The organism is Komagataeibacter sp. NFXK3, assembly GCF_054182245.1.
Genome location: NZ_JAPIVJ010000007.1, coordinates 176,370 through 191,926 on the forward strand (window position 1 = coordinate 176,370; position 15,557 = coordinate 191,926).

Sequence of the window (15,557 nt, forward strand, 5' to 3'; positions counted from 1 at the left end):
CGGGGCGCCCAAGGGCGCCCCTTTTCATTTCAGGCATAGGGCGAAGGAGCGGGCGTGCGCAGGGTTCTGGCGGTATGTGGGCTGGCATTTCTCGTGCTGGTGCTGTCAGGCCTTGGCACCCTGTTCATGGGCGTGCGGCAGTACAATGCCCCCGGCCCGCTGGCTGAGCAGCGCACGCTGGTCGTGCCCCATGGCGGAACCGGGCAGGTCCTGGCCAGCCTGCAGGCTGCGGGCATTGTCGAGCAGGGCTGGCTTGCGCAGAAGGTGTTCGAGGCCGCTACCGTGCTGACACGGGTTGATGGCGCTTTTCATGCCGCCGAGCTGGTCTTTCCCGCCCATGCCTCCATCCATCAGGTGCTGCTGGTGCTGCGGCATGGCAAGCCGGTCGTGCACAGGCTGACCGTGCCGGAGGGGCTCTCCGCCATCCAGATCGCCAACCTGCTGGAACATGCGCCCTTTATGGATGGCAGCTTTCCTTTCCCCGATGAGGGGTCGGTCATGCCGCTCACCTATGATTATGAATGGGGCATGTCACGCGCGCAGATGCTGGCGCGCATGCAGCATGCCATGGACCGCGCCATCGATCAGGCATGGGAAAGCCGCGTGGTGGATCCGGCCATCGTCAACCGTCACGACCTGCTGGTGCTGGCCTCCATGATCGAGCGTGAAACGGCCATTGCATCCGAACGCCCCATGGTGGCGCGCGTGTTCATCAACCGCCTGCATCAGGGCATGCGGCTTCAGTCGGACCCGACCGTGGTCTATGGGCTGAACAAGGGGGCAGGGCCGCTGGGGCATGCGCTCTCGCGTGCCGACCTGCAGCAGCCTACGGCTTACAATACGTATGTGATTGCTGGCCTGCCGCCGGGGCCGATCTGTTCGCCCGGCATGGCGGCCCTTTATGCCGCAGCCCATCCGGCTCAGGGCGACCAGCTTTATTTCGTGGCCAATGGACTGGGCGGGCATGATTTTACCAGCACGCTTGATGACCATAACCGCCATGTGGCGGCTTTCCGGGCCAGCAGGCGCGCAGCAGCGCAGGCCAGCCCAGGCACGAATGACTGAAAGCTTCAAAAGAAATGCCGCCTTTTAAAAAGGCGGCACACGGACGTTTCTGTTACTGTGCAGGCAGGCTCTGGCTGCTCACCGAGCCAGAAGGCGCGGTTTCCATCGGCTGCTGGGGCTGCGTGGTGGGTGTGCTGGTCTGGCCGTTCTTGTCCGGGCGGCTTTGCGCGGCGGCCAGCACTTCGGTCAGGGCGGAGCGCAGAGGGTCGGCACCCGAGTTGTTCACCCGCATGGACACTACAATATCTTCCGGTCCTACAATCTGGTTGTAATAGGCGCGGTTGGCCGCACTGTTGACCCGCATCTTGGAGCCACCAAGGGCAGCGCCTGCAAACAGGCCCTTGGATTTCTGCACGCCCTTGATGGAGGTGTTGTGCTCGCCCGCCGTGCCGGCTTCCAGCCCGGAACCCGATGAGGCGAAGGAGGTGCCGACATCCGCACTGAGTTTCATCTGGCTGTCGAGCAGCGACTGCACGCCCTGATCTGTCATGACGAACAGCATTACCTGCACATCCTGCATGCCGAGCTGGAGGCCAAAATTGGCCGATGACATGCGGTAGAAGGCGGGATCAGACCAGGAGCCATGGGCATCACGCGTGAGGAATACGCAACCACCACCACCGCCGCCAAAAGCGATCGACATGCGGAACACAGAGGGGCAGACAATCACGCCACGCGATTCGGCCAGGTAACGGGTAACCTTGCTGCCCGCCGTGGCGCCTGAGAACATGTCACGCACGGTCAGCGTGGCGCGGTCCACCAGGCTCTGTTCTTCTTCCATGCTGGCGGCCATCGCGGCGTGCAGCGGCATCATCAGGGCCAGCGTGGCGAGTGACGTCCTGATGAGATGAAACTTGTGCAAACCCATGCTCCCTTTCCGATTCGTCACGGCAGATCCACCAAAACGGTCCGTGCACTGGAGTGGTCTGTGTTCATGGCTGAATCATGGCTCTCAAGGCAAGCCTGCGTGGCATGATCCAGCCCTATATTGCCGTTATTTAAGGGAGACGCCCACCGCCTGCGACAGGGCATCGGCAATGCCGGGGGCGGCGGCCAGGATATGGATGCCATCCTCAAGCCCGCCATCGCGCAGGAAGGGCGAAACCTTCGCCCCTGCCTCCTCCAGAAGCACGAGGGCGGCGGCCACATCCCACAGGTTGATGCGGATTTCCAGATAGCCGTCCTGCCGCCCGCAAGCGACCTCGGCCAGGGCAATGGCGCCCGACCCGCCCGAGCGCGGCATGGCGCCAAGATTCAGGATGGCGTCGATCTTTTCCTGGAACACGCCCGGCGGCACGCGGTTGCTCCAGCCCATCTCGATCAGGGAGGTGGCGGGGTCGGTCACGGGGGAGGCCTGGATGCGCGCGCCGTTAAGGAATGCGCCATGCCCCTTTACCGCCGTATAGGTCTCGCCCAGCATCGGGGCCTCGATAATGCCGGCCACGGGGGTGTCGCCATCCATCAGGCCAAGCGAGATGCACCAGCGGTTGCGCCCGCGCGCGTAGTTGGAGGTGCCGTCGATCGGGTCCACCACCCAGCGCAGGCTGCCGGTGCGGGTGCGGCCTTCCTCCTCGCCCTGAAAGCCATCCTCGGGGAACAGCATGCCGATTCGCTCGGAGATGAAGGCCTCCACCGCGCCATCGGTTTCAGTCAACCAGTCCTGCGCGCTTTTCTGGGTGCCCTTGGGGCCGCCGGGGGCGGGGCGCATCTTCATGGCAAGGGCGGCGGCATCGCGCACGACGGAGCGGGCGGCTTCAAAACGGGTCAGGATGGCCTGTGACATGGGTAACCTTTCTTGTGGAATACTCTATTCTACACGTAATGCCGTTTTCACCGCATGTTCCACCTGCGGCATGTCCACCCGGCCCAGCCGTTCGGCGGCCTGCATGGCGAACTGTAGCGTGAGCTTGCGCCTGCGCGCGGCGGCAAGCGGGCTGCGCTGCGGGTGGCGGATGATGGCGCAATCCATGCAGGTGGCCGCCTGCATGGCGGCAGGGCGGGTGGCGGCAATCATCAGCCCGGCTGCCTGTGGCACGATGTGGCGGGGGAAGTCCTGGTTGACCGCGAAATAGAGCTGGTCGCACCATTGCAGGTAATCGGGCCATTTGTGGTCGGCGCGAAAATCCGGCAGGCCGGACTTGATCTCGATGCACAAAAGGTCGCCCTGCGGTGTCAGGGCCATGATGTCGGCCCGCCTGCGATCGGGCAGGACGAATTCATGCAGCACCGCCCACCCATGCATCCGGCACATCTGGCTGACACCCGTGCGGATGGCGGACTGGAGCTGTGGCGCGGATGGGCGGTGCATGGCGTAAGGCCGTGGGCCTCAGGTCGCGGGCAGGGGGGTGGAGGCGAGCAGGTGCGTGACCAGCTCAAGGTCGGCGGGCTTGTCCACATCCACGGCGGCGCGCCCGTTGGACAGCTCGATCATGGCCACGCGTGCGTGTGAAAGCTGGCCGATGCGGCGGCATACATCCGCACGGGTCAGGCGGCGCAGCACAAAGCGCAGCAGGATGCCCAGGCCGAGCGTGCGCGCCATTTTAAGCGGGTTCTTGCGGTCGGCCTCGAGCTTCTGCCACAGCCGGATCACGCCGGCCGCCGCAGGCGTGCGGAACAGGAACATGTTGCAGCCCGAGAAGGCACCATCAGCCAGGCGGATCATGGTGCGCCTGGTACCCGGCACATCACGCAGGATGTCGCGTTCCATCGCAATGCCCGCGGCCACGTCGGCCCCGCTTTCCTGTGCCTTCTGCACGAAGCTGCGCACCCAGGCGGGTTCGAGCAGGGCATGGTCGGCGGTGGTGACTAGCAGCGGCGTGCCCAGCGTGTCCAGCGCCTTCATCACGCTGGAACTCGGCCCGGACGCGGGGGGGATGAAGGTGACATTGTCAGGCACGATGCCCGCGAGCACCTCGGGGCGCTCGATACAGATGGCGATCCTGCCAATGCCCTCGACCGACTGGAGCGCCGCGATGACCCGGCTGATCATGGGGCTGCCGCCAACCGGCAGCAGGGCCTTGTGCGAAATACCCGCCGCCTGCGCCATGGGGTCGGGCCGTCCCGGCCTGCTGCCGGCCAGGATGAGAACATTCAGCGCCATGCCCGTGCTCACGCCGCGTTCCGGGTGGTGTTGGCGCCATCGGGGCGGTCGCGCGGGGGGGAGCCGGTCTCTTCCATCACCCAGGGGTAGCGATGGGCTTCCTCGATGTCATAGCCAAGGTTGAACACGGTGGGGCTGCGCGGGCAGCCACGGGCATCGGGGTAGTAGCTGTGGAAGATGCGGTCGGCCACGAAGCTGGTGATGCCGTAATTGCCGTTCTCGTTATGGAAGTGATGCAGCACGTGGCGCTGCTTCATCAACTGGATCCAGCGCATGCGCGGCTTGTAGTTCAGGTGCTGGATGCAGTGGAAGAATTCATAGATGCACGTAATGGTCAGCCCCGCGCCAAAGGCGGCGCCCGAACCCGCCAGCCCGCCAATGGCGTAGCCGATGGGAATGGTGACGATGGCAATGGTGGGAATGGTGTTGAGCGGCGAGCCGAACAGCACGTCCAGCAGGTGGGGGTCCTGGTGGTGATCGAAGTGGATGCGCTTCCACAGGGAGGCGCTCCATTTCATGCGGTAGAGGAACCGGCCGTGGAGGATGAAGCGATGGATGCCATACCAGACCAGCGGATAGACCAGCACCACCGCCGCGATGCTGATGGCGACCGGCACGAACGACGTGTAGGCGTACACCATGACCGCGTAGCTGGCGATGGCCAGCACGAAATACAGGAGGATGGTGGGGTAGGTGAGGTAGGCAATCCAGAGCTGGGACAGGTTCATCTTGCCCAGGTCGAAGCTGCGGCCTGTGCGGATGGAACTGTTCTTCAGGGTATTTGTAATCATCGCTCTTCGATCCTCAGTAGCACGGTGATGACGCCAAGGATGAAAATCAGGATCCCGACGAATATCGCCATAAGCGAGGGCAATGTTCCCGCATTGCCAAGCGCGCGGAGCAGCCCCTGGAACACGACAAACAGCAGGCCCGCGCCGAGGCACCATATGGGTAACCAGCTGCGCGTGCCAGCCCGGGGGGGGATATAGACCACCGGCACGGCGAGTAACAGCATTACCGCGAACGTGACCGGTAACATGATGCGTCCCAGTATTTCGGTTATGAAAAACGAGGACGACTGGCTGGAAGGCATGGTGTCGTTCTGCTCGGCCAGCATGGTGCCGATGGACTGGGTGAAACTGACGGTAATCTGCATCAGGTAGCCCGGCGTGAGCGTGTCGGGCCAGTCAAGGCGCACGGGCTGCTCGGGCGTGTCGAGCAGGTCGACGCGGGTCGGGCTGATCACGCTCAGCACGCGCGTGGGCGTGCCATACCAGTGGCCATGCATGTAATGCACGTCCTTCAGGGTCGTGACCTTTTCCAGCAGGCTCTGGTGGTCGCGGTGGTAGACCGTGACACCGTCAAGCGCCTCCCCCCCGCGGGAAAGGTAGTTGATGTTGATCAGGTCATCGCGCGCGCGCAGCCAGTAGTTGTGCGATACCGTCGCGGCGTCGGGTGTCGTGGCGTTCCACCATTGGGCGAGGTGCTGCTCCGAGCGCGGCGTGATCTGGTCATTGACCACCCCGCACAGCACGCCAAGGCCGATGATGGTGGGCAGGAACAGCTTGATCAGCCCCGGCGTGGACAGGCCAGCCGCCCGCATGATCGAGATTTCGTTCGATGTGGTCAGCTGCAGCAGGGTGAGCAGCGCGCCAATCAGCACGGCGATGGGCATGGCATTGCCGAACAGGAGCGGCAGGTGCATGACCGCGTAGTACAGCACCCCGGACAGGCCAAGGTGGCGGTGCATGATTTCGGTCACCTGCTCCAGCAGGGCCAGGATTTCCATCAGCGCCACGACGATGATGGCCGTGGTGAACACCTTGGCCAGCAGCTCGCGTGAAAGATACCCGAGCAGGACCGTGCCGCTGGCCAGGCGCAGGCGGAGCCTCATGCCTCTTTTTCCTGCATGCGTCGCGGCAGGCCATCCGCCGAGAGCTGCCGTGGCGGCATGCTTGGCCCCGGCGAGAGCAGGGTGCGCAGGCCGCCCGCCTGCCGGATCAGCATGCCCACGCACACCCCGGCGAAGATGACAGTGGGCAGCCAGATGACCAGCAGCGGGGACATGTGCATGTTGGCGACGAAGCTCATGCCCATCTGCAGCGTGTGGTCAAAGCTGACCAGCGTGATGGCGGCAATGGCCAGGCCGGGATTGCCCTTCTGGCGCTTGCGCACGCCCGCGAGCGCGCAGGCCAGGATGGGTATGAACGGGATGGAGGCCGTGCGCGCCAGGCGGAAGTGTAGCTCGGCCAGCATGTAGGACGGGCTGATGCCGGGATAGCCGTGGCGGATGCCGTAATACAGCTCGGGCACGGTCAGTTCGCGTTCCGTCTCGCCGCGTTTGCGATAGGCTTCATCATCAAGCTTGGCCTCACCGGAGATGAGGCGGGTCGTGCGGGTAAAGCCGGTAATGGTGGGGGACTTGTCGTGCGTGTCGGTCACGATGGTGCCGTTGACGAGGTCAAGCCGCATGCGCGAGCCGTCAGCGGGATTGTACAGGTAGCCCTTCTGCGCGGTAATGTAGCGCACGCGCGTCTTGTCCGAATTGTCGCGGATGAAGACATGGAACAGCCGCGAGCCTGCATGGTCCACGTTCTCGGCCGTGAGCATGATGTCATCGGATATGGCGAACATCCTGGATTGCAGGTGCGGCGTCCAGCCTGCATGGCTGGCGAAATAGAAGGCCGAGCGGTAGTCATAGCGCGCGTAAGGCTGGATGAAGCCATAAAGCGAGAAGGCCAGCACGCCAAAGACCGCCCCCGTCAGCACGAAAGGCTGGCAGATGCGGAAGATCGAGACCCCGCTGGCCGTCAGGGCATCGATTTCATGGTTGGCGCTCATGCGCCGGATAATGGAAAATACGCTTACGCACATGGCCGCCGGCAGCGCGAGCCCCAGGTAATGGGGGATCAGGTCGCTGAGCAGGCCGAAAAATGTCTTCATGGAGCTGCCATTGGCAGCCAGCATGTTGAACAGCACCAAAAGCCGCTCCAGCAGCAGGGCGGACATGACCACGCCCAGTGCGATGGAAAACGGCGGCACGACCTGCCGCAGCAGGTAGCGGTCCATGGTGTTGGGACGCAGCTTGGCCAGAATCCCGTGCTGTAAAGACATGCGGCTCATCTAGGCGTGCTTATATCCGAAAAACGATACGGGGGAGGACTCATTCAAAAATAGTTTCCTGCGTTGTACCCATTACGCCCCCCGCCGGAAAGAAACGCCTTGTAACACCAAGCGTATATCCCCCGTCGCGTGGCGTGATGGCAATCCGGTTCCATGCCGCCGCATGCAGCGGGTCATGCGCGCGTGCCGATGCCGATGCAATACCCAGTACCGGCACGGCGCCAGCAGGGCCGGGCAGGGAAGACAGGGTGGAGGTATGGATATGGCCATGGAGTACCATCTCCGCGCCTTCGCGTGCAATGCTATGGGCGAAATGCTGGGGATCCCTGAGCGCCTTGCGGGCCGTGGCGAGGCCCGGCACAGGCGGATGGTGAATCATGACAATGCGGCACAGCCCCTGCCTGCCTGTTTCGTGCAGTATTGTGGCCAGGCGCGCGGCCTGGCGCACGCCCACGCGGCCCGTCGCCCGGAACCACGGCGTTGGCACCGCCGAACTCACCCCGATCAGCGCAACCGGACCCACCCGGCGCACGAACGGAAAAGGGAGTGCGCCCATCCAGGGCTGCCACAGCCCTACGGTCTGCTGCCAGTTATCATGCACAAGGGTGTCATGATTTCCCGGTATGACTGTGCATGGCGCGGGCATCTGTTCAAGCCAGCGCAGGGCGTGGCGGCATTCTCCCGGCAGGCCCATGTTGGTCAGGTCGCCGGTCAGCGCGATCATGTTCACATGGGCGCTGCCGATATCGGCCATCACGCGGGCCAGAATTTCCGGGCGGTGCAGGAAACGGCGGCGCCGCTTCCATGAAAGATGGCTGAACAGGCGCTTGTTCAGCTTCTCGCGCAGCCGCGGGGGCGACATTTCCGTCGGCAGGTGCGGGTCGGAAAGATGGGCTATGGTGATGGTGTTCAAGCTGCTGTCTTTCCCTGCATCAGGCCGGTCAGCAACCGGGCCGGGCCGTGTTATGCCTGCCGGTGTGGTGATGCGTTCCATCGTTTCGTGCCTTGCAATAGAAGGCAGATGGTTGCTTATGGCCTGTAAGTCAAATTTCAGACAGGGATGGAATCATCAGTGACCGGACGTTTTGCGCTTGTTTATAACCCGCGCAGCCGGCGGAACATGGGCGACAAGAGTTCGTATGCCCCGATGGCCCGTAGCCTTCTGGGAGAGAATTTCATTGATCCGGCCGACCGTTCCCTTCTTGATGCCGCAATCGCGCAGCTGGCCGCGCGCGACATGGGCTGTATCGTGGTCGATGGGGGGGATGGCACGGTCAGCGATGTGCTGACCGCCATCCATCGCCATTACGCGCCCGCGCGTTTTCCTGCCCTTGCCATCCTGCCTTCGGGCAATACCAACCTGATCGCGGGTGACGTGGGCTTTGGCCTGCGCGGGCAGAAAGCACTTGACCGGCTGCTCAGCCTTGCTGCCGCCGGTACGCTGCGGGGAAGGGTGCGCAGGCGCTGCGGGCTTGTGGTTGAATGGCCCGAGGCCGAGGGCAAGCCTGCGGTCGTGGGCATGTTCCATGGGGCAGCCGCCTTTACGCGCGGTATCGAACTGGCCCACCAGCCCGCCATCTTGAACAATTACTCCCATGAAATGGCGGTTGTCGTCTCGTTCCTGTCTTCGGTCGCGCATCTGTTCACGCGGCGCTCGCGGCAGGAATGGATGCGGGGCAACCCCATTACGCTCAAGGCGGGTGCGCGCTCCGTGCGGCATGGAAACTGCTTCCTATTCCTGTCCAGCACGCTCCAGCGCCTGCCGCACGGCATATGGCCGTTCTGGAACGTGGCGGGTGGGCGCTCCGATGTGATCAATTATCTGCATGTGGCAGGCCAGCCCTCGCGCCTTGCGGCTGCTGCCTGGGCGCTGCTGCGGGGGCGGCACCCGGCCTGGCTGCGGCATAATCCGGATTACTGCAGCGGTTGCGAGGAGCGGATTGAAATGGCGCTTGAATCCGACTTCGTGCTCGATGGGGAAGTCTTTTCCCCCGGCGCGTCTGGCCGGATCGTGCTGTCCGCCACGGCACCCATCGATTTCATTCACGCCTGAGGAATGCTGACCATGGCCGATCCTTCCAGCCGCCTTGCCGCGGCAGGGCGCATTGCCCATACGCTGGCCAGTGAACTGGTCCAGCCGGTTCCGGCCTTTGTCACGCAGTTCGTATGCGACCTGCTGGGGCCAGCGCAGCCTCTGGGCGTGCTCTTTTACGGCTCCGTGCTGCGCGAACCCGACCCGGATGGCGTGCTGGACTTTTATGTCATCGTGGAGCGGCTGGAGGATTGGGGCGCAGGCTACTTCGCGCGTGAGGCCAATCGCCTGCTGCCACCCAATGTGGAATATCACGAGATTCCCGTTGGCGGCCGTATCATCCGCGCCAAGGTCGCCATCCTGTCGATTGCCCAGTTCCGGCGCATGACGGGGCGGGCCACGCTGGATACCACCATCTGGGCGCGGTTCTGCCAGCCGGTCAGGCTGGTCTGGGTGCGCGGGCCGGAGGCGGCCGACGCCATACTGGGCTGCCTGGTGCGCGCCATGGGGCAGGCCGGGCGCTGGGCGGCAGCGCTTGGCCCTGAACAGGGCACGGCGGATGAATTCTGGCTGGCGCTGTTCGCGCATACTTATGGCGCGGAATTGCGGGTGGAAAACGGGCGCAGGCCATCTGCCCTGCTTGAGGGGCGCGAGGCGCGTTATCGTGCCCTGCTGCCTGATATATGGCTGGCTGATGGCCTGCCGTTCTCACGAGAAGGGGATCGCCTTGCCCCGCGCCTGACCCCGCAACTGCGGCGCAGCATGCATGAAGGCTGGTGGCTGCGCGGGCGACTGGGGCGGGCGCTCAATGTCAGCCGCCTGTTCAAGGGCGCTTTCACGTTTGAAGGGGGCGCGCGCTATATCGCCTGGAAGATCAGGCGGCATTCCGGTATTGAACTGCCGCTCGGGCCATTTTCCGAGCGGCATCCGCTGATCTGCCTACCGTATCTGTTATGGAAGCTCCGGCAGGCAGGGTTCTTCAGGCGGCGCGGTTGAGCCCAAGTTCGCGCGCGACTGTCGCGAAGACATCAACAGCCTTGTCAATTTCCGCAGGCGTATGCGTGGCCATGACGGAGGTGCGCAGCAGCGGGTGCTGGTCCGGCGTTGCGGGCGGCAGGCTGAGATTGACGTAAACCCCAAGGTCGAGCAGCCGGTTCCAGAACGCCACGGCAACCGCCACGTCATCCAGAATGACCGATACGACCGGGCTCGCCTGCGGGCCGGTGCGCAGGCCCGCCGCCTGAAGGCCCGCATGCAGCCTGCGGGCGTTGTCCATCAGGCGGATGCGCAGTTCGGGGTGGTTTTCCAGTTCGGTCAGGGCCGCCATGGTCGCGGCAATGACTTCCGGCGGCAGGGAGGCCGTGAACATGTAAGGCCTTGAACACAGGCGGATCAGGTCCAGCCCTGCATGGTTGGAGACACAGTAGCCCCCCACCGTGCCCAGGCTTTTGGAGAAGGTGCCGACCACGAAGTCCACATCATCTTCCACGCCATCGGCTTCGGCCACGCCACGCCCATGCTTGCCCATCACGCCAACGGAGTGGGCCTCATCGGCCAGCAGCCAGGCCCCGGTCTCGCGCTTTACGGCGGCGAATTCCGCCATGGGCACCACATCGCCCATCATGGAATAGATGCCTTCAACCACAACAAGCTTCGCACCCGGCGTGCCCTCAAGGCGGCGCAGGCGCTTGTGCAGGTCATCGGCATCATTGTGGCGGAAGCGGATCACCTGCGCATGGCCAAGGCGGCTGCCATCATAGATGCTGGCATGGCTGTCGGCATCGAGCAGCAGGTAGTCATCCTTGCCCGCAAGGGCGGAAATGGTGCCAAGATTGGCCTGATAGCCCGTGGAGAACACCATGCAGTGCTTGCGCCGGAAGAAGGCGCAGAGCCGTTCCTCCAGCTGGCGGTGCAGACCCTGCGTGCCATTGGCAATGCGCGAGCCGGTGGTGCCCACGCCATAGGCCTCTGCCGCTGCGACCGCAGCCTTGATCGCGGCGGGGGACTGGCTCAGCCCCAGGTAGTTATTGGTGCCGAACAGCAGCGTCTCGCGCCCTTCGATCAGCCCCACCGTTGAGGAAATGGGCTTTTCGATCACGACATCGAAGGGGTTGCGGCCGCCGCCAGCGGTTACGGATGCGAGGGCGGAAGCCAGGCCTTCATATTTGGAAAAAATCGACATGATGCGTTAGGAAGCCTGCTTGAGGGAAACAATGCAGGCAGCCAGGTCATCAATGGTGCGGATATCGGCCAGCCGGTCAAGCGGCACGGAAACATCAAGGGTATCCTCGATTTCCATGACGAAATTCATGACGGCCAGTGAATCAAAGGCCAGATCTTCAACGATCTTGCTGCTGCCATTGATATCACGGGGAACCTTGGGGTTCGCCAGCAGCGTCTTCACGATCAGCGCGGAGACGCTCGCTACCGTTTCACTCATTCCTACATCCTTATGGCATGTCCGGCCTGCCAGGGGCAGCGGATCAGCATGAATGGTCGCCCCGCGCATGTGGCGGGGAGGGGACTGCAATCCGTCCCCTTATTGCAAAGCCTTATGCGCGAAAAACAGGTTTTTGGCCAGTCCTGCTTTCCATCCTGAACTGACGTGGCAAGGCCGATGGACGGCTTGCCAGACGGGTCAGACCACGGAAACGGAAGATGATGTTTCCAGCGGCTGGAACGCCCCCGAAAGCAGCATGGCCCGCGCCCGCGCCCGCGTCAGCTTGCCCGATGAGGTCTGCGGCAGGGTATGGGGCGGCACGAGGATGATGGACACATCAACCCCGTGCTGCCGCCGGAACAGGCTGGCCGTTTCGGTTTTCAGCGTTTCACGGGCCTCAGGCGAGGTGGCGCGGCACTGCACGAGGGCTACGATCTTCTCGCCTTCATCCTCATCAACCGAGAATACGGCCACGTCACGGCTGCGCAGGGTGCTGATTTCGGTCTCGGCCGACCATTCCAGATCCTGCGGCCAGATATTGCGGCCGTTGATGATGATCAGGTCCTTGGCGCGCCCGGTAATGACAACCTGCCCGTTGAGCATGTAGCCAAGGTCGCCGGTATTGAGCCAGCCCTCGGCATCGACCACACGGGCGGTTTCCTGCGGGCGGCGGAAGTAGCCCTGCATCAGGCTCGGGCCGCGCACGTAGACAGTGCCGATCTCGCGGTCGCCAAGCACATGGCCCTGCGCGTCACGGACCTCGAGCTCGTGCTGCGGCAGCACTTCACCGCACAGCACGAAGGTGCGCAGTGCGCGGGCCGGATCGTTGGAGGGCACGGCCTTGCCCTGCGTTTCAAGCGCGCGCAGGTCGATCGTATCGGTGCAGATGCCCGCGCCGAGCGGGGCGAAACTGATGGCCAGTGTGGCCTCCGCCATGCCGTAACTGGCGGTAAAGGCCCCGCTGTCAAACCCGGCGGATGCGAAGCGCTGGGCGAAATCCTCAAGGATATGATAGCGGATCATGTCGCCGCCAATGCCCGCCACGCGCCACGATGAGAGGTCAAGCTCGATCGAGGTGGCGCGACGTGCGCACAGTTCATAGCCAAAGGAGGGGCTGTAGGAGATCGTGCCGCGATTGCGGCTGATCAGGTCCAGCCACACATGGGGGCGGCGGGCGAACTCGCGCGTGGGCAGCATGTCAACGCTGAGCTGGCAGGTCATGGGCGTTAAGAAAAAACCAACGAGTCCCATGTCATGATAGAGCGGCAGCCACGACACGCAGCGATCGCCGGTTTCACGCACCTTGAGTCCATTGAGCGCAATGGCATGCGCATTGGCCATGCCCGAGCGCTGGGTTACGGCAATGCCCATGGGGAAACGCGTGCTGCCCGAGGAAAACTGCAGGTAGGACAGGTCATCCGGTCCGACCGGGGGCAGGGTTTCAACCGTAATGGGCGTTTGTAGCAGTTCGGCTGGCGTGCCGGAGAACTTCAGGTCCAGCCCGGTGGTGATCTCGTCCGTCCATGAAGCGATGATCGAGGCAATGACCACGGCCGATGCCGCAGCCCCCTCGATCATGCCGCGCAGGGTGGCGACATACCCTTCGCGCCCGCCGAAGGCGACGGGCAGCGGCAGGGGGGCAGGCACCAGCCCGGCATACTGGCAGCCAAAGAAAATGCGGGCGAAGTCACCATCGCTTTCCGCCACGATGGCGACGCGGTCGCCCGGCACCAGCCCCAGTGACAGCAGGCGCCTGCCGGTCTCGATCGCCTGTTCACGCAACGTGCTGTAAGGCAGCGTTTCGAGCAGGACGCCCTTGCCGGAATAGATGTTGAAGCCGCTCTTGCCCTGGGCGGCATAGTCCAGCGCAGCCGGAAACGACGAAAAATCGCCGTAACGACGGGGCAGACCAGAATCGGAGGGGGTCGGGAGGCTTATCATTTCCGGTAATTTGACTTCCACAGACGTATCTTGAAACGGCGAATGGGCGGTGTTCAACCAATTACCCTCAAAAAGTCAATAATCGATTTCGCGCCTCTGGCCGCCGTATCTGCCGGCGGCTCAAACCCGAATGTGTCGCGTATATACTCTTTTTGCCGATCAAGGAAATTTGCATGTGACAGGAAAGCATTGTCAAGGTCATTGCCTGTCGCCTCCACATTTTCCACAACGGGGCCAAGGGTCCAGCTCTCATAATTGGGGTCTCCGCGCCATGCGGTCCGGTGCGCGTTGAGGAACAGGCATGGGCGCGGTTTGATAAGGAATTCACTGACCTGGCTGCTGACATCGCCCAGATAGAGATCGGCGGCCATGGTATAGGTCATATCGACGCTTTTATCGCTGCCAAGGTCAATGATCATATGGGGGCACTGGGTAAAGGGCGCCAGAATTTCCATACTTTTCTCACGATTGGTATCGAAAAGCCGGTAATGCGGGGCAAAGATGAGATTGTATTTTTCCTGCTGCGCAAAATATTCCAGCAATTTCATGCCAAATCGTGGCCATGATGACAGGCTGCGACTGAAGTGCGGGTTATAGAGCACCGTGGGGCGCCCATTATCAAAAAGCGGGCGCGCCTGAATATGGAGCCGACGCACCATGTCAAATTTGGCATAGATTCCAGTGGTGTAGTGCCCATCACGCAGCGTGCCCGCGTGGAGCAGCCGTTCTTCAACCTTATGGCCTGCCATCAGGATATAGTCGAATTTCCGCACATCATTGGTAAAGCCGATGGCCCGGTCTCCCGCGCCATGCCGGGTCCAGATGAGGCGGGGATTATGGACCCCCATCTTGCGTAAATAGAGCGATGTACGCTCAGGAATCACAATGGCCTGAAACTTGTTGAAATAATTTCTGTTCAGAAAAAGCACGGCCAGTTTGCTCAGGGGGGTCGGTCCATGCTCCTTTATATGATCACGGATCCACTCGGGCATGGCCAATGTATCAAAGGTAACGGAAGACTCCGGATAGAGGTGCGAAAGCTGGCGCAGGCGTGCGGCACGTTCCTCTGTCAGGCTGGCAATATGAACCCGAACATCTTTGTACAGGCGCGCCATTTCCAACGCGATCGGGAGCGAATGGAATTCCTGGTGTGGCTGGGCAATATACGGGAAAAGGATATGATGCACTTAAAGTAAGCCTGGCAGCGCGCTTAAAAACAAGATGACATAGTTCTATCCCTATTTGCCCACCCAACAAGGAAGGTTTTGCAGGATAGCATACTTGGTTGCCAATAAGGGTGTGACATTTAATGAAATCTGCCTTGCGATAAATCAATTCGAAGCGGAATGAAACGATGAACGCTTCGACCATATATATAAGCCGTTCCCATGCTTGATGATTAGGAAGCCGCTGGCGACCTGATCGGCCTCAGGAAATTGCGTTCATCGCTCGGGCTGTCACGCTGATTGCGAAAGCTAATTGCCTGTTTTGGCCCATGCGCCAGATATCCGATGTCATGGCCACGACACCGGCTTTACGGAAAGGAGGGGCTTGCCCCTCCTTTTTTCATATAATTTTCATTCTGGTGCATTTTTTTTGGTGCGGATTGTGAATGTTATGTGTGTTTTATGGCTGAATACCGTGTGTTTTCCGGGTTTTTGGCGTGGCGTTGACAGGGGGGGCTAATATCCGTAAAAGCCCCTTCACCGGACGGCGATGCTGCTCCGGCGGGTTCTTTGACAAGAGAATAGAGAGAGTATCTGGAAGGGATATGCTGGCGGCGCGATTGTTGTCTTTAGGGATGATAATTGGCGGTCTGGACTGGGTGAGACTGGTCTAGGTAGCTTGGCGTATCT

At 62.2% G+C, this 15,557-nt stretch carries 15 protein-coding genes; 3 read left to right on the forward strand and 12 right to left on the reverse strand.

The genetic code is table 11. The features are described 5' to 3' along the window. The first annotated feature begins 54 nt into the window (after nt 1-54). The gene (gene mltG, locus OQZ28_RS09715) at nt 55-1,065 is read left to right on the forward strand and encodes an endolytic transglycosylase MltG (protein ID WP_458135969.1); all 1,011 of its coding nucleotides are present in this window, start codon (nt 55-57) and stop codon (nt 1,063-1,065) included. 52 nt (nt 1,066-1,117) lie between these two features. On the opposite strand, the gene OQZ28_RS09720 is transcribed toward mltG, so the two are convergent. From OQZ28_RS09720 to OQZ28_RS09755, 8 genes are all read right to left on the reverse strand, one after another. After that, nucleotides 1,118-1,933 (reverse strand): lipid-binding SYLF domain-containing protein, encoded by an 816-nt coding sequence (locus tag OQZ28_RS09720; protein WP_458135970.1) that lies wholly within the window; start codon nt 1,931-1,933, stop codon nt 1,118-1,120. 126 nt (nt 1,934-2,059) lie between these two features. Continuing rightward, on the reverse strand, nt 2,060-2,848 hold the full coding sequence (locus tag OQZ28_RS09725; RefSeq protein WP_308720602.1) for an inositol monophosphatase family protein: 789 nt from the start codon (nt 2,846-2,848) through the stop codon (nt 2,060-2,062). Between the two features lie 24 nt (nt 2,849-2,872). Continuing rightward, nucleotides 2,873-3,373, reverse strand: coding sequence for an MmcB family DNA repair protein (locus OQZ28_RS09730; RefSeq protein ID WP_130731284.1), 501 nt, complete (start codon nt 3,371-3,373; stop codon nt 2,873-2,875). Between the two features lie 18 nt (nt 3,374-3,391). Continuing rightward, a complete protein-coding gene (locus OQZ28_RS09735; protein WP_458135988.1) occupies nt 3,392-4,165 on the reverse strand; it encodes a nucleotidyltransferase family protein in 774 nt (257 codons plus the stop codon). A gap of 8 nt (nt 4,166-4,173) precedes the next feature. Continuing rightward, nucleotides 4,174-4,956, reverse strand: a complete 783-nt coding sequence (locus OQZ28_RS09740; RefSeq protein WP_130731283.1) for a sterol desaturase family protein — start codon at nt 4,954-4,956, stop codon at nt 4,174-4,176. Further along, nucleotides 4,953-6,059 carry an LptF/LptG family permease gene (locus OQZ28_RS09745; protein ID WP_458135971.1) on the reverse strand — a complete coding sequence of 369 codons (1,107 nt, stop codon included), beginning with the start codon at nt 6,057-6,059 and terminating at the stop codon, nt 4,953-4,955. The genes OQZ28_RS09740 and OQZ28_RS09745 overlap by 4 nt, the downstream gene beginning before the upstream one ends. Continuing rightward, on the reverse strand, nt 6,056-7,288 hold the full coding sequence (locus tag OQZ28_RS09750; RefSeq protein ID WP_458135972.1) for an LptF/LptG family permease: 1,233 nt from the start codon (nt 7,286-7,288) through the stop codon (nt 6,056-6,058). Before OQZ28_RS09750 ends, OQZ28_RS09745 begins: the two co-directional genes overlap by 4 nt. Before the next feature lie 40 nt (nt 7,289-7,328). Further along, on the reverse strand, nt 7,329-8,282 hold the full coding sequence (locus OQZ28_RS09755; protein ID WP_458135973.1) for a metallophosphoesterase family protein: 954 nt from the start codon (nt 8,280-8,282) through the stop codon (nt 7,329-7,331). A 66-nt stretch (nt 8,283-8,348) separates the two neighbouring features. Here OQZ28_RS09755 and OQZ28_RS09760 point away from each other — a divergent pair, with 66 nt between their 5' ends. Both OQZ28_RS09760 and OQZ28_RS09765 read left to right on the forward strand, forming a co-directional pair. Continuing rightward, the gene (locus tag OQZ28_RS09760) at nt 8,349-9,341 is read left to right on the forward strand and encodes a diacylglycerol/lipid kinase family protein (RefSeq protein ID WP_458135974.1); all 993 of its coding nucleotides are present in this window, start codon (nt 8,349-8,351) and stop codon (nt 9,339-9,341) included. A 12-nt stretch (nt 9,342-9,353) separates the two neighbouring features. Further along, on the forward strand, nt 9,354-10,316 hold the full coding sequence (locus OQZ28_RS09765) for a hypothetical protein (RefSeq protein WP_458135975.1): 963 nt from the start codon (nt 9,354-9,356) through the stop codon (nt 10,314-10,316). Here OQZ28_RS09765 and spt read toward each other — a convergent pair. From spt to OQZ28_RS09785, 4 genes are all read right to left on the reverse strand, one after another. Continuing rightward, nucleotides 10,300-11,502, reverse strand: a complete 1,203-nt coding sequence (spt, locus tag OQZ28_RS09770) for a serine palmitoyltransferase (protein WP_458135976.1) — start codon at nt 11,500-11,502, stop codon at nt 10,300-10,302. The two genes, OQZ28_RS09765 and spt, sit on opposite strands and share 17 nt — an antisense overlap. 6 nt (nt 11,503-11,508) lie before the next feature. Further along, the gene (locus OQZ28_RS09775; protein WP_007400085.1) at nt 11,509-11,760 is read right to left on the reverse strand and encodes an acyl carrier protein; all 252 of its coding nucleotides are present in this window, start codon (nt 11,758-11,760) and stop codon (nt 11,509-11,511) included. Nucleotides 11,761-11,958: 198 nt separating this feature from the next. Next, entirely contained in the window at nt 11,959-13,701 is a 1,743-nt protein-coding gene (locus OQZ28_RS09780; RefSeq protein ID WP_458135977.1) for a fatty acyl-AMP ligase, read from the reverse strand. A gap of 53 nt (nt 13,702-13,754) precedes the next feature. Next, entirely contained in the window at nt 13,755-14,888 is a 1,134-nt protein-coding gene (locus OQZ28_RS09785) for a sensor domain-containing protein (RefSeq protein ID WP_458135978.1), read from the reverse strand. Between the last annotated feature and the right edge of the window lie 669 nt (nt 14,889-15,557).

What these genes read in the sequence shown, in the direction of transcription:
- OQZ28_RS09720 (WP_458135970.1), bottom strand. Translation starts at nt 1,933, where the DNA reads ATGGGTTTGCACAAGTTTCATCTCATCAGGACGTCACTCGCCACGCTG.
- OQZ28_RS09725 (WP_308720602.1), bottom strand. Translation starts at nt 2,848, where the DNA reads ATGTCACAGGCCATCCTGACCCGTTTTGAAGCCGCCCGCTCCGTCGTG.
- OQZ28_RS09730 (WP_130731284.1), bottom strand. Translation starts at nt 3,373, where the DNA reads ATGCACCGCCCATCCGCGCCACAGCTCCAGTCCGCCATCCGCACGGGT.
- OQZ28_RS09735 (WP_458135988.1), bottom strand. Translation starts at nt 4,165, where the DNA reads ATGGCGCTGAATGTTCTCATCCTGGCCGGCAGCAGGCCGGGACGGCCC.
- OQZ28_RS09740 (WP_130731283.1), bottom strand. Translation starts at nt 4,956, where the DNA reads ATGATTACAAATACCCTGAAGAACAGTTCCATCCGCACAGGCCGCAGC.
- OQZ28_RS09745 (WP_458135971.1), bottom strand. Translation starts at nt 6,059, where the DNA reads ATGAGGCTCCGCCTGCGCCTGGCCAGCGGCACGGTCCTGCTCGGGTAT.
- OQZ28_RS09750 (WP_458135972.1), bottom strand. Translation starts at nt 7,288, where the DNA reads ATGAGCCGCATGTCTTTACAGCACGGGATTCTGGCCAAGCTGCGTCCC.
- OQZ28_RS09755 (WP_458135973.1), bottom strand. Translation starts at nt 8,282, where the DNA reads ATGGAACGCATCACCACACCGGCAGGCATAACACGGCCCGGCCCGGTT.
- OQZ28_RS09760 (WP_458135974.1), top strand. Translation starts at nt 8,349, where the DNA reads ATGGAATCATCAGTGACCGGACGTTTTGCGCTTGTTTATAACCCGCGC.
- OQZ28_RS09765 (WP_458135975.1), top strand. Translation starts at nt 9,354, where the DNA reads ATGGCCGATCCTTCCAGCCGCCTTGCCGCGGCAGGGCGCATTGCCCAT.
- spt (WP_458135976.1), bottom strand. Translation starts at nt 11,502, where the DNA reads ATGTCGATTTTTTCCAAATATGAAGGCCTGGCTTCCGCCCTCGCATCC.
- OQZ28_RS09775 (WP_007400085.1), bottom strand. Translation starts at nt 11,760, where the DNA reads ATGAGTGAAACGGTAGCGAGCGTCTCCGCGCTGATCGTGAAGACGCTG.
- OQZ28_RS09780 (WP_458135977.1), bottom strand. Translation starts at nt 13,701, where the DNA reads ATGATAAGCCTCCCGACCCCCTCCGATTCTGGTCTGCCCCGTCGTTAC.